Origin of the sequence: Pyrinomonas methylaliphatogenes (assembly GCF_000820845.2) — a bacterium.
Classification (GTDB): Bacteria; Acidobacteriota; Blastocatellia; order Pyrinomonadales; family Pyrinomonadaceae; genus Pyrinomonas; species Pyrinomonas methylaliphatogenes.
The window spans coordinates 470,716-483,683 of record NZ_CBXV010000008.1; the positions used below are offsets into that span (position 1 = coordinate 470,716).

Here is a 12,968-nt window from a genome sequence, read left to right on the forward strand (position 1 = left end):
AGGAGAAAAAATTTCTGGAGCAAAGCTCCACCGTCGTGCTAGATTTGTCACCACCGGAAGTCGCCATCCCTTCTCTCGATCGTGGAGGAGCCTCATGAAAAGCCGCACGTTGATCTTCGCCGCCATCGCCCTCAGCTCGCTTGTCGTCACGTATTCTGCGCCCGCGCGTGAGACTTGGACGTCGGTCCGTTCCCGCAACTTCCTGCTCGTCGGCAACGCGAGCGAACGCGATATACGCCGCGTAGGGACACGCCTTGAACAGTTTCGCGATGTTTTCGCCCGTCTATTTACTAAAGCCCGGTTGAACTCCCCGGTGCCGACGACGGTGATCATCTTCAAAAGCGCTTCTTCTTACAAACCTTTCAAGCCGCTCTATCAAGGACGCCCGATAGAAGCCGCCGGCTACTTTCAAGCCGGCCCGGATGTCAACTACATTACACTCACAACCGAACAACAGGGCGAGAATCCCTTCGGCGTAATCTTTCACGAACTGGTCCACCTATTTGTGCAAAACAATGTCCCACACGCGCCCTTGTGGTTCAACGAAGGTTTGGCTGAATACTACAGCAGCTTCGAAGTCTCCGATGGTGATCGCAAGGTGCTACTCGGCAAACCCATCGCCCGCCACGTTTTTCGCTTACGCGAGCAACTCATCCCGCTGCGCACGCTCTTTGCTGTCGATCGCAGCTCCCCGCTCTACAACGAGCGCGACAAAAGCAGCATCTTCTATGCAGAATCATGGGCCTTCGTACACTACTTGATCCTCGGAAACAACGGCCAAAGGCAGAAAGATCTGGCGCAGTTCGTCAATCTACTAGCGACAGGCACCCCGGTCGAACGTAGCTTTACGCAGGCTTTTCAGACCGATTTCCAAACGATGGAGAAGGAGCTGCGAGACTACATTCGCCATGACACGTATCCAGTCCAAGTCATATCGTTCGATGAGCGCTTGGAGTTCGATGCGACGATGCAAAGCGCCCCGCTGAGCGAAGCCGAAGCGCAAGCCTACTTGGGGGATCTGCTCCTTCATCTGAACAAGCTCGATGAAGCGGAGAAGTACTTGCAACAAGCGCTAGCGCTCGATGCCGATCTCGCCATAGCCCATTCGTCCCTCGGCCTGCTTCTGGTAAGACAACACCGACTGGCGGACGCGCGCTCTCATCTGGAACGCGCAATCGCCGCGAATTCGCGAAATCATCTGACGCATTATTATTACGCCTTCGCTCTCAGTCGCGAGGGCATGGACGCGAACGGGCGTGTGAGCGCGTATTTGCCGGAGCTCGCCGATCGCATGCGCGCCGAACTACGCAAAGCGATAGAACTCGCTCCGGAGTTCCCGGAATCATACCATTTGCTGGCGTTCATCGATCTTGTAACAGATGAGCGCTTGGACGAAGCGGTGTCGATGCTCAAGCGCGCAATGCAACTAGCGCCGGGGCGTGAGGACTTTGCGCTCGCGCTGGCCCAAGTTTACATGCGCCGTGAAGATTTCACCGCCGCGCGACAAATGTTGGAACCAATCGCGCAGACGAGCGCGGAGCCGCAGATGCGGCAAGCCGCGGAGTCTTTGCTCCGAACGGTCAGGCTCATCGAAGAGCAGAGGGCGCTCCATCCTTCCAACGAAAGGGGCGAACGTCAAGTCGTCCCCAATGCGCCAACTCCGAACGACGAGGCACGCCCTACCCCACCACGTTTGCCGAAGCGTTTCGAAGGCACGCGCGTGCGCGGCGAGATTATCAAGATCGAGTGTGGACCGAAAGGCGTGTTGCTCTTTGTGAAAACGGGCGAACGGATCTTGAGATTGCACAACGCCGATCTACAACGTATCGAGTTCGTTTCATACATTCCAAACATCAGCGGCGAAATCACCTGCGGGCCGCGCAATTTGGCCAGCCCTGTCGCCGTCACCTACCATCCCACCTACCATCCAACGAAGGATAATCGTGCGTCGTTTGATGGGGAAGTCGTCGCTGTCGAGTTCGTGCCGCCAGAGTGGGAGATCGAGCCATGAGATCCCTTGTTCTTTCTGAGGCCTCTTTCCGAAGATCTGCCGATCGACCGCAGAGAGGGGTTCAAGTGGGCCTCGCGATCCCGTGCCATTTGATGGCTTTTGGTGCTATAAAGTTGTGTGTTCTGAACGCCATTGAATCACGGTGCCGATGAAGATCAAGGGGATTGCCATTCTGGGTTCGACCGGCTCGATCGGCTGTAACACGCTGCGTGTCATCGACTCGCTCGGCGACCCGTTCCGCGTCGTCGCGCTCGCGGCCAAGCAGAACGCCGCGAAGCTGGCCGAGCAAGTGGCTCGGTATCGTCCGACACTTGTTTCGGTCGCGTCGGAATCCTGTGCTGATGATCTGCGCGCGCGTTTGCGTGAACTTGGAGCGCCCGCCATTCCGCGCATCGTCGTTGGCGAAGAGGGCTTGATCGAAGTCGCAACCTGCGAGCGAGCCTCGTGCGTCGTCAGCGCCACGGTCGGTGCGGTCGGCCTCGTGCCGACGCTTCGTGCGCTGGAAGCTGGCAAGCGCGTCGCCTTAGCCAACAAGGAGGCGCTCGTCATGGCGGGCGAATTGATGACGCGCGCCGCCCAAAAGAACGGCGCCGAGCTTCTGCCCATAGATTCGGAGCATAACGCGCTTCATCAATGTCTGCGCGGAGAGACTCGCGCCGAAGTGCGGCGTCTGATCCTGACCGCTTCCGGCGGCCCTTTTCGCAACTGCAATCGCGCCGCGATGGAACGCGCCACTGTTGAAGAGGCGATGCGCCATCCGACGTGGAACATGGGCGCGAAAGTGACTATCGACTCAGCGACGCTGATGAACAAAGGGCTCGAGGTCATCGAAGCCCATTGGCTCTTCGGATTCGAGGCCGATCAGATCAGCATCCTCATCCATCCGGAGTCGGTCGTCCATTCGATGATCGAACTCATCGATGGCTCGATCATCGCGCAAATGGGCATCACCGATATGCGTCATGCCATTCAGTACGCGCTCACCTACCCGCAACGTCTGCCCTCTCCGCTGCCGCGGCTCGATCTAGCGCGCATCGGCGCGCTTCATTTCGAACCGCCTGATACGGGGCGCTTCCGTTGCCTCGAACTGGCTTACCGTGCGCTGCGCAAAGGCGGCACGCTGCCTGCCGTGATGAACGCAGCCAATGAAGAGGCCGTCAATGCCTTTCTCGCCGGGCGCATAAGGCTGACGGATATCGCGCGCGTGGTCGAAAGCGTGATGGACAAACACGTTCAAGGTCCGGCTTCCGCGCTCGAAAAGATCCTCAAAGCCGACGCTTGGGCGCGTCATGCCGCCGCCAGCGAGATCGCGGCGCTCGTCGCGGAGCGCGGTTCGGTCGCGCCCGTTTGACGCATCGCGCGCGCGGCGCGTAAACTTCCTCGTGAGGAGATCGTTCGACCGGGCGTTCCCGATCGAATAGTCAGAGGGAACTAAAGATGAGTTTTCTGATCGGGGCTTTGGCCTTCATCTTCATTCTCGGCGCAGCCGTCATCATTCACGAGTTCGGCCACTTCATCGTCGCGAAGCTACTCGGGATCCGCGCCGAAATCTTTTCGGTCGGCTTCGGCCCGCGCCTGTTCGGTTGGCGCTGGGGCACGACCGATTACCGCGTAAGCGCCATCCCGCTCGGCGGCTACGTTAAGCTCGGCGGCGATGAATCGAACGCTGCGCTCGAAGGTCAAGGCACGGAAGCCGTCCCGCTAGAAGAGCGATTCGATCTCCGTCCGCGCTGGCAACGCTTCCTCGTCATCATCGCTGGACCAGCGATGAACGTTCTGACGGCCCTAGCGATCCCCTTCCTCGCCGCGCTCGTCATCGGCGTTCCGGTTTCGCCTTCGCCCAAAGTGGCGCGCGTGCTTCCCGGCAGCGCGGCAGAGGCAGCAGGCATTCAACCCGGCGATCGCATCGTCATGTTCAACGGGAAAGAGCATCCGACCTGGGATCGCATCGAAGGCGATGCGTTGCTCTCGCCCGGTCAACCGCTTCCGCTCGTCGTCGAACGAAACGGCCAACGCATACGGCTGACGATCACGCCGACCAAACAATTGCGCGGCGGCGAAGCGGTAGGTGAACTCGGGATTCGCCCCGATTATGGTGAGATCCCCGTCATCGTCGGCATGGTCGAGAAAGGCTCACCAGCCGAAGAAGCCGGTCTGCGTCCAGGCGATAGGCTCCTGGAGCTTAACGGCGAGCCTGTGCGCAATGATCAACAGGTCGTCGATTACATCCAAGAACATAAATCCGAGCCCATAAGGATCGTCGTCGAGCGCGGTGACGAGAGATTGGAGTTGACGGCCCGCGTGCGTCGTTTGCCGGATGGCACAGAGAGGCTCGGTTTCTCGTTTAGCAGCAGACTACCCACGGAACGGGTTGGACCAGTCGCCGCCGCCGCACATGCCGTGCGCACCAATCTCGAGATACTCCGGTTGACCGGTAAAGCGCTCGGCCAAGTCATCACAGGCGCGCGCTCAGCCCGCGATACGCTCGCCGGTCCGATCGGGATCGCGCGCGCCTCTTCGATCGCCGCCAACACGGGCGGTTTGGCGGGCGTCTTCAGTCTGCTCGCTTTCTTGAGCCTCAACCTCGGCATCTTCAATCTGTTGCCGATCCCGATGCTCGACGGCGGCGCGATCATGCTGCTCGCCGTCGAAGCGGTCTTAGCCAAAGCTGGCATTCAACTATCGCTCGCGCTTCGCGAGCGCATCCAACAGATCGGCTTCGTCGCCCTTCTGCTGCTGATGGGTTTTGTCATCACGAACGATCTGATGAAAGAGGTTTCGCGCTGGCGCAGCAGCGACGACGCGCGTCCAGCCGCGACTTCGAACAAATAGTTCGGGCAGAAGATTCGGAATCCATGATGCGTAGGAAAACGAGAGCGGTCAAAGTCAAGAACGTGCAGATCGGCGGCGGCGCGCCGATCGCCGTCCAATCAATGACGAAAACAGATACGGTCGATGTCGATGCCACCGTGCGTCAGATCGAGGAGATGGTGCGCGCCGGCTGCGAAATCGTGCGCGTCGCCGTCCCGGACAAAGAGGCGGCGCTTGCGCTCAAGGAGATCAGGCGGCGTGTCCCCGATGTGCCGCTCGTGGCCGACATACACTTTCACTACAAGCTGGCGTTGATGGCTCTCGAAGCGGGCGTGGATAAACTCCGTTTGAACCCGGGCAACATCGGCTCGGTCGAGCGCGTGCGCGAAGTGGTGCGCGCCGCCCAAGCGCAAGGCGTGCCGATCAGAATCGGCGTCAACGGCGGCTCGCTCGAAAAAGATCTGCTGGCCAAGTATGGCGCGGCGACGCCCGAAGCGATGGTCGAATCGGCCATGCGCCACATACGCATCCTCGAAGATCTGGGCTTCCACGACATCGTCGTGAGCCTCAAGGCTTCGGACGTGCGCCGCACGGTCGCCGCTTACCGTCTGCTCGCCGAAAAGGTTGACTATCCACTGCACCTTGGCGTCACGGAAGCGGGAACCCCCTTCGCTGGGACGATCAAATCGGCGATCGGCTTGGGCATCTTGTTGCACGAGGGGATCGGCGATACGATCCGCGTCTCGCTCGCCGCCGAACCGCAAGAAGAGGTGCGCGTCGCGTGGGAGATCCTGCGCGCGCTCGAACTGCGGCAGCGCGGCGTGACGGTCGTCGCTTGTCCAACCTGCGGGCGCATCGATGTCGATAACTTCGTTGGCATCGTCACCGAGATCGAAAGGCGCTTACAACACATAGACGAACCGCTCCACCTTTCGATCATGGGCTGCGCCGTGAACGGTCCGGGCGAAGCGCACGAATCCGATCTAGGTGTAACGTTCGGGCGCGGCGTCGGCATGATCTTCAAAGACGGCGACCCATTGCGGAAAGTCTCGAGCGAGGAGATCATCGAGGCTTTCGTGCGCGAGGTCGAGCAGATGGTCGCCGAAAGGCGCGCGAAGAATGACGCGGGGCCGGAAGAGAAGGTCAGCCTGCCGACGAAAATTTGAAGCGGGCCGCTCCCGAAAGCGACAACGATCGAGAGACGGGCTGCGCGCGAAGATCTAGCAAACGCGCAAAAATTAGGAGAAAGATCCTCGCTCAGCCGCAAACCCGAGGCTCAAATCGCAGCTTCAGTCTTGCCGGAGGTCATCGCCATGCCTTCATCTCTGATGCAAAGTTATCGGGAGAAACACCGCCACCCGGTCAACAAACTGCTCCACACCATCGGCATCCCGATGATCGCCATCTCGCTTCCGCTCTTCTTCTTCAATTGGCGCGTCGCGCTCGCGCTCTTCACTGGCGGTTGGATCCTGCAATTCGTCGGGCACTTCATCGAGGGGAATCAACCGGCGTTCCTGCGTAACCCGATCTATCTTCTCATCGGCCTGCTCTGGTTCTTGCGTCGCATCGGCGAAGCGCTACACCTAGTGCGCCCGGCTGAGCGATGAGTATGGAGCGTGAAGGCGGATCACTAACGATCATTGACGCGATCGAACGCGCGCTCGAAAGGGGCGCGCTCGCGGCGCTCATCACCATAGTCCAAGCGGAAAGGGCCGTCGGGCGAAAACTCCTGGTCCAGGAAGAGGGCGCGACGGCAGGCGATCTCGGCGATGAAATGCTGAACCGAGCGGCAATAGCGCAAGCTGAGATCTTTCTTCGATCGCGCGTCGAGGCGCAGACTTTCAAAGTCGAAGAGTTCGCTCCCGAGATCATCGCATGGCGCGGCGCACGCTTGCTCTTTGAGCGCATCGCGCCGGAGCCGCACGTCGTCGTTTGCGGAGCGGGGCATGTCGGCGCCGCTTTAGCTCGACTCGCGCGCTCGATCGGTTACCGTGTCACAGTTATCGATGACCGTGCCGATTTCGTTTCGCGCGAGAAGTTCCCCGATCCAGATATCGCGCTCGTAGCGGCTGAAGATTGGGAGCAGGCGATCAGCGAGACGATCGGGACCGGGCGCGGCGTCTTCGCCGCCATCGTCACGCGCGGGCACAAAGAGGACGAAAAATGCCTGCGCGCCGTGCTCAAGGCGCGCCCGGACTACGTCGGCATGATCGGAAGCCGTCGGCGGACCAATATCGTGCTGCGTCGCTTGCACGCGGAAGGTTTCGATGAAGCGGTGTTGCGCGAAGTGCGCGCGCCGATCGGGCTCGATATCGGAGCGGTCACGCCAGAAGAGGTCGCCCTTTCGATCCTCGCCGAGATGATCGCCGAACGGCGCGGCGGAACGGGCGCGCCCCTTTCAAGCTGGCGACGCGCAGCAAATAAGGGATGGATCGCCCGAAGCCGACGCCCCCAGATGAAATGAAGGCGGCGATTTTCCGCGACCGGCCCGTTTGCGTCGAACGGAGCGTTTCGATCACCGCTTTCACGGCCTTGTGTCGCCTCGCGCCTTTCGTGTACAACAAACTCACGAACCGCCGCACCTTTTAACGAGAAGAAGGCTTCAAGCAGATGAGAAGCAAAGGTTCATTCGTCCGGCACGCCATCATCGTCCTGATCCTCGCGCACTCTCATGCCGTGCGCGCCCAAGGCTGGGTGCCGCTCAAAAAATTCATCGAAGGCAAGGATTTGACCGTCGTCTTCTTCGTCGACCCCGACCACGGTTGGATCGGCGGCGACGGCGGCACCGTTTTTCACACGGAAGACGGAGGGCAGACATGGTCACAGCAGACGATCGATACGACGGATAACGTCAATGACATCTACTTTCGCAACAAAGAGCACGGCTTTCTCCTCGCGGGCAATAGGATCTTCCGTACAAACGATGGCGGGCGCATCTGGATCGAAGCGAACCGATTTGCGGCGCGCGATTTCGGCGGCACGCCGGAACTTTACAGCATCCGCTTCGCCGATAAGAAGACCGGTTGGATCGTCGGGACGATCAGCCGACGCGATGAGATCATCGACAGCCTCGTGCTCTTCACCGACGACGGCGGCGCTTCTTGGCGCAGGCAGCTCATCCCCATACGAACCGAACTGATCCACCTCGATTTCCCCCAAAAACTCTCCGGCTGGATCGTCGGCGCAAACGGGACGGTGCTTCATACAAACGACGGCGGGCGCACTTGGACGCAGCAAAACACGGGAACGCAGGCGACGCTTTATCACGTGGACTTTTACGATGAGAAGACCGGTTGGATCGTCGGCGAACAGGGGACGATCCTACGTACAATTGATGGCGGCGCGACTTGGCTCGCAGTTCAAGGATCGGTGCGCGCGACGCTGCTCTGCGTGAAATTCACCGATCGAGAGAACGGATGGATCGTCGGGCGCGGAGGCGTCATCCTTCGCTCCGGTGACGGCGGACGAACTTGGATCGCCCAAGAGAGCAAGACGAGTAAAAACCTCTACGCCCTGTTCGCTGACAAGAAGCGCAATTGGGCAGTGGGCGATGATGGGTTGGTTCTCCTTTATCGGAAGGATCGAAAGGCGAGCGACTGAGGGCGTTCTACTCGCCCATTTTTCCAACGCGGGACTGGGTTTTGCGTCGCCAGCGATGAGGCTTGTTCTACTCTTTCAACCTGTTCTTTTCGGCGGCGATGCGCAAAACGACCGTCAGCGATGAGGCTCGTTCTACTCGCTCATTTTTCAACTCTCAACGACGCGCAACGCAACCGAGCGCGGCCTACCTCCCAACGACCGCACCTAGAAGAAGCGAAGGATCGGCACGCTACGCAAACCGGCAACTTGAGGCGAAACTTCGAAAGCCAAGGTAGAAAAGCGAAGGCGTAAGCGCGCACGATGATGGCCCGGCATCGAGGGATCGAGAGCTGCCACAGTAGAACAGCGAACCTCATCGGCATCCCGTAGCTGGACTATGGACTCGAGATCGAAAGCTGCCACGGTAGAACAGCGAAGGCGTAAGCGCCCCGCAGATCATCCCGAAGCGATTTAACTTCGAAGGCAACCCATCGCCGCGACACGATGCGCGTTCGATCCCAGATCCCGAGGCGATTTAACTTCGAAGGCAACGCTAGAACAGCGAAGGCCATCATAAGACTCGAGCAGAGCAGTAAGCCGGGAGAGCCGTGAGTGCGACTCTCCCGACAGCCGGACGATTCTCCTGTGGTTTTCCGCCCGAATGTGAGAGGCGCACATCGGGCGGCTTTTTTATCGAAACTTATTTGGCGCGCGTGCCGTTGAAGTTGAGATCCGGATAGCTCGGAATGCTGATCGTGCCGCTCAGCCGATCGCCTTCGATACGACCATTGATCGTCAACTCGATCTCTTGCCCTTGAAGCACGAATGTCGAGCGAGCTTCGAAGCCGTTGCCGTTCAATTTCACGCTCTTGAGCGCGGCGTCACCCATCTGTGAACTGATCTTGCCGCTGAGACCCTCGCCATTCCGCTCGATGATGAGCGTCACGGGCAACGCCTGCCCCGCTGGCGTCATGACGTTGATCGTCCACGTTCCGACGATATCCGTTGCGCTAGCAGCGTTCGTCGTCGCGCCCACCAAGGCTTCGGCCCCTCCCTTCAAGTTGCCCGCGCTGTCATAAATCTCCACCGTCTGAGCGTAAGGTTTGATCTGTTCCATGATGGCCTTGCCATCGCCGACGATGATGATGGCTGCCTTGTCGGGCGTAACGTACTGCCGCGCCACTCGTTGCACATCTTCTTTGGTTACGGCCACAACGCGCTCGCGATAGGTCTGCAGATAATCGGCTGGCAGGTCATACATCTTGATCTGCACGAGCTGATCGATCAACCCGTCCTGCGTCTCCAATCTGATGGGGAAAGTTCCCGTCAAATAGGTCTTCGCGTTCTTCAACTCTTCGTCGCTGACCGCCTCATTTCGGATGCGTTCGAGCTCGTAAAAGAACTCTTTGAGCGAAGCGCCCGTCACCGGGGTGCGGACCTCAGCCGAGGCGCGGAACGAGCCGGCGGTTCGCCGCGCATCGAGATTCGAATAAGCGCCATAGGTGTAGCCGTTCCTCTCGCGCAGGTTCATGAACAAGCGCGAAGAGGCGTTTCCGCCCAAGATCGTGTTCATGACGAGAAGGGGGAAATAGTCCGGGCTTGTGCGCGTAATACCCAGATTGGCGATAACGATGTTCGATTGCTGCGATCCGGGGCGATCGACGAGATAGATGGCGCGCTCGCGCCTTACCGGCGGCGCAGGGAAGTTCGCGGCACCGGCTTCACCCCTCGCCCACGAACCGAATAGCTCATTGATGCGTTTTAACACTTGCTCACGGCGCACATCGCCAACGACGATAAGGACGGCGTTGTTGGGGATGAAACGCGCGCGGTGAAACTGCTGCAGCTTCTCGCGCGTTACGGCGTCGATCGATTGCGGCGTGGCCGAGATGACTGAATAGGGATGCTCTCCGAAGAGAACTCGCGCCAAACGTTCATTAGCGAGAAAGGATGGTTGCGCGCGTTGCGCGATCAGCGCCTGTTTGGCGTTCTGTTTTACGAGCGCCAATTCGTTTTCGGGGAAGGCCGGATGCAACGCGATGTCGGCCATCAGATCCAACACGCGATCGCTATAGCTCGACAACCCGGCGGCTGAGACCGTCGTGTAATCCGAGTTGGCGACCACGGACAGCTCTGCGCCCAAGCGCGCAACCTCTTCGGCGATCTGGCGGCTCGTGCGCTTTTCGGTCCCTTCGGTGAGCATAGTCGCCAGAAGATTGGCGAGTCCGGGCAGATCCGCCGGATCATGTGCGCTGCCCGTCCGGAGCGCCAACCGATAGCTCACATATGGCAAGCGATGGTCCTCAACGATGACGATCTGCAGACCGTTGGCGAGCGAAGTCTCGAAAGGCTTCGGCAGATTGAATGGCCTCGGGGCTAACGGTTGCGGCGGCTGACGACGAAAATCTTCCGATTGTCTCATAGGGCCAGCTTGGGCAAAGGCGGATCTCATGAAGGCGCCGCAAACAAGCAAGGCGGCGAGCAGAAGCTGTTTTCGCTCAAACATGATCATCTCCCTCCTTACTGTTTCTGCGGGGCGGAAGGCGCATCGGACGTTTGCCCCGACTTCGCCATGCGCGCCGGGATGATGTCGAGCACGGCGCGATTGTCGGTATCGAGATATCGCGCCACCGCTTGTTTGATCTGCTCGGGCGTCACGCTCAAATAGCTCTCCAGCTCCGTGTTAAAAAGCTCCGGATCACCATCATAGAGCGCGAACTCCGCGATCCGCTGCGCGCGAAAGAGCGACGATTGGCGACTTCGCACGGCGTTGCTCAAAAGGTTGTTCCGTAGCTTCTCCATCTCTTCAGCGGTCGGGCCCTCCGTCGCCAGTCGTTTGATCTCGGCCATGATCGTCTGCCGAATCTGCTCAACCTCCTTGCCAGGCTTCGGCAACGCGAAGATGGTCAGCGAAGATGGGCCGCGCCGCGCGTTGAGCCCTCCTTGAATGGCGATCAACGACTCTTCGCCCTTGACCAAACGTTGATAAAGGCGCGAGCTTTCGCCCTCGAGCAAAAGATCGCTGGCCAGCGAGAGCGCGTAAAAATCGGGCGTTCGCCGCGGCGGGACTTTCCAACCGATCATGAACGCCGGAAGCTGAGCGAAACTGTCTATGTAGCGATCATGGCGCACGGCCACTTCAGGCGGTTCGGAAACATCGACCTGCGGCGGGTCGGGCTGGCGCGGGATGGTCGCGAAATACCTCTCGACCAATTGGCGAGCTTCCTGCGGATCGAAATCACCGACGATCGCCAGCACCGCGTTATTCGGCGCATAGTAGATGCGGAAGAAATCCCTGACGTCTTCGATCGTCGCGGCGTTGAGATCCTCCATCGAGCCGATGGTCGAATGCGCGTTGGCCGGATTCTTGAAGATCATCTCGTTGATCCGCAAGAAGGCGTTGACATAGGGTTGATTGTCGAAACGAAGCCGCTTCTCTTCCTTCACCGCCTCGCGCTGGTTGTCCAAATTCTCTTGCGTGACCTTGAGCGAGCGCATCCGATCGCTCTCGAGCCACAAGGCGAGCGGCAACTGGTGCGATGGCAACGTCTCGAAGTAGTTCGTGCGCTCCGATGTCGTCGTGCCGTTCATCGTCCCGCCGGCGTTGAAGATGTATTGGAAGTGGCCCGCCTTGGGGACGTTCTCCGAACCCTGGAACATCATATGTTCGAACAGGTGAGCGAAACCGGTGCGCCCGGGCCGCTCATTGCGCGAACCGACGTCATAATAGACCGCCACGGAGACGACCGGCACAGTCCGATCCGGACTGAGGACGACGCGGAGACCGTTCGGCAAGGTGAACTTCTCGATCGGCGTTCGCGGTAACACCGATCTCAGCTGACCAGCTTCGACTCTATTTTGAACTCTATTTTGATGAGTCATCGTGCGGGTTTGACGTGCTTTCTGGGCCAGAGCGGCGGGCAGGAGGGCGAGCGCAAGGGCGGCGCTCATCGTGATGCGAACCTTCTTCGTCATCGATCTAGGTCCTCATGATTTTTTCCCCCGCGACAATCGAACTGTCGGGGCCTTAAGCTTTCGGCAAAGCTCGAAGCTTGTGTTGATACGAAGATCCACCTCCGTTTGTTTCATCCGAACGATCCGCTGGCGCAAACGCGCTCACGAAGATGGAGGCTGATTGATGATGTCGCGAAGCTCCGCGCGCAAGCGCTCGATCTCAGCGAGCTTCTGTTCGACTCGCTCGAAGAGCGCCCCTTGCGCTTTGATCCCCTCATCAATCAGATAGGAGGCCGCTTCGGCGCGGTTGCGGAAGACTCCAGCCTGCACGAGCTTCTCCAGCTTCTCCTGGGCTTCGGGCGATAATCTGACCGCCAGCATGTATTCGTCCTTGGCCGCGAGCGCGCGTTCGATCGTGCGGCTGATGTCGCGCCCCAAGGCGCTCAAAGATTCAGGGATGCGCTGCAAAGCTTCACGCACAGGCGAAGAGAAGCGCTCCGGGTCCGGCTCATGCGGTGTCGCCTCGTCGCGTAGCACCAGTTCACCTTCAACCTGCTCTTCCGGACGCGATTCGGGATCAAATCTCTGGTTCATAACCCTCGCCCTCGACTGC

Annotated in this window: 10 protein-coding genes; 7 read left to right on the forward strand and 3 right to left on the reverse strand. The window is 59.5% G+C overall.

The annotated features are described in order from the left end of the window. Positions 1 to 94: 94 nt before the first annotated feature. From PYK22_RS13265 to PYK22_RS13295, 7 genes are all read left to right on the forward strand, one after another. A complete protein-coding gene (locus PYK22_RS13265; RefSeq protein WP_041978025.1) occupies positions 95 to 2,011 on the forward strand; it encodes a tetratricopeptide repeat protein in 1,917 nt (638 codons plus the stop codon). A gap of 154 nt (positions 2,012 to 2,165) precedes the next feature. Next, positions 2,166 to 3,362, forward strand: coding sequence for a 1-deoxy-D-xylulose-5-phosphate reductoisomerase (locus PYK22_RS13270; RefSeq protein WP_041979004.1), 1,197 nt, complete (start codon positions 2,166 to 2,168; stop codon positions 3,360 to 3,362). Between the two features lie 86 nt (positions 3,363 to 3,448). Further along, positions 3,449 to 4,843, forward strand: a complete 1,395-nt coding sequence (gene rseP, locus PYK22_RS13275; RefSeq protein WP_041978027.1) for an RIP metalloprotease RseP — start codon at positions 3,449 to 3,451, stop codon at positions 4,841 to 4,843. Then, positions 4,840 to 5,988 carry a flavodoxin-dependent (E)-4-hydroxy-3-methylbut-2-enyl-diphosphate synthase gene (gene ispG, locus PYK22_RS13280; RefSeq protein ID WP_268871529.1) on the forward strand — a complete coding sequence of 383 codons (1,149 nt, stop codon included), beginning with the start codon at positions 4,840 to 4,842 and terminating at the stop codon, positions 5,986 to 5,988. Before rseP ends, ispG begins: the two co-directional genes overlap by 4 nt. A gap of 147 nt (positions 5,989 to 6,135) precedes the next feature. Next, positions 6,136 to 6,429, forward strand: coding sequence for a DUF962 domain-containing protein (locus PYK22_RS13285; protein WP_041979007.1), 294 nt, complete (start codon positions 6,136 to 6,138; stop codon positions 6,427 to 6,429). Next, complete coding sequence (locus PYK22_RS16895; protein WP_083437854.1) at positions 6,426 to 7,286, forward strand: XdhC family protein; 861 nt, start codon at positions 6,426 to 6,428, stop codon at positions 7,284 to 7,286. Before PYK22_RS13285 ends, PYK22_RS16895 begins: the two co-directional genes overlap by 4 nt. 146 nt (positions 7,287 to 7,432) lie before the next feature. Next, on the forward strand, positions 7,433 to 8,422 hold the full coding sequence (locus PYK22_RS13295) for a WD40/YVTN/BNR-like repeat-containing protein (RefSeq protein ID WP_041978029.1): 990 nt from the start codon (positions 7,433 to 7,435) through the stop codon (positions 8,420 to 8,422). A 679-nt stretch (positions 8,423 to 9,101) separates the two neighbouring features. On the opposite strand, the gene PYK22_RS13305 is transcribed toward PYK22_RS13295, so the two are convergent. From PYK22_RS13305 to PYK22_RS13315, 3 genes are all read right to left on the reverse strand, one after another. Further along, positions 9,102 to 10,907, reverse strand: coding sequence for a M16 family metallopeptidase (locus PYK22_RS13305; RefSeq protein ID WP_162199855.1), 1,806 nt, complete (start codon positions 10,905 to 10,907; stop codon positions 9,102 to 9,104). A 14-nt stretch (positions 10,908 to 10,921) separates the two neighbouring features. Further along, positions 10,922 to 12,376 (reverse strand): M16 family metallopeptidase, encoded by a 1,455-nt coding sequence (locus PYK22_RS13310; protein WP_083437855.1) that lies wholly within the window; start codon positions 12,374 to 12,376, stop codon positions 10,922 to 10,924. Between the two features lie 141 nt (positions 12,377 to 12,517). Further along, on the reverse strand, positions 12,518 to 12,949 hold the full coding sequence (locus PYK22_RS13315; RefSeq protein WP_041978034.1) for a hypothetical protein: 432 nt from the start codon (positions 12,947 to 12,949) through the stop codon (positions 12,518 to 12,520). Between the last annotated feature and the right edge of the window lie 19 nt (positions 12,950 to 12,968).

Coding starts and splice junctions, on each gene's coding strand:
- PYK22_RS13265 (WP_041978025.1), top strand. CDS start 95: ATGAAAAGCCGCACGTTGATCTTCGCCGCCATCGCCCTCAGCTCGCTT.
- rseP (WP_041978027.1), top strand. CDS start 3,449: ATGAGTTTTCTGATCGGGGCTTTGGCCTTCATCTTCATTCTCGGCGCA.
- PYK22_RS13285 (WP_041979007.1), top strand. CDS start 6,136: ATGCCTTCATCTCTGATGCAAAGTTATCGGGAGAAACACCGCCACCCG.
- PYK22_RS16895 (WP_083437854.1), top strand. CDS start 6,426: ATGAGTATGGAGCGTGAAGGCGGATCACTAACGATCATTGACGCGATC.
- PYK22_RS13295 (WP_041978029.1), top strand. CDS start 7,433: ATGAGAAGCAAAGGTTCATTCGTCCGGCACGCCATCATCGTCCTGATC.
- PYK22_RS13305 (WP_162199855.1), bottom strand. CDS start 10,907: ATGTTTGAGCGAAAACAGCTTCTGCTCGCCGCCTTGCTTGTTTGCGGC.
- PYK22_RS13310 (WP_083437855.1), bottom strand. CDS start 12,376: ATGACGAAGAAGGTTCGCATCACGATGAGCGCCGCCCTTGCGCTCGCC.
- PYK22_RS13315 (WP_041978034.1), bottom strand. CDS start 12,949: ATGAACCAGAGATTTGATCCCGAATCGCGTCCGGAAGAGCAGGTTGAA.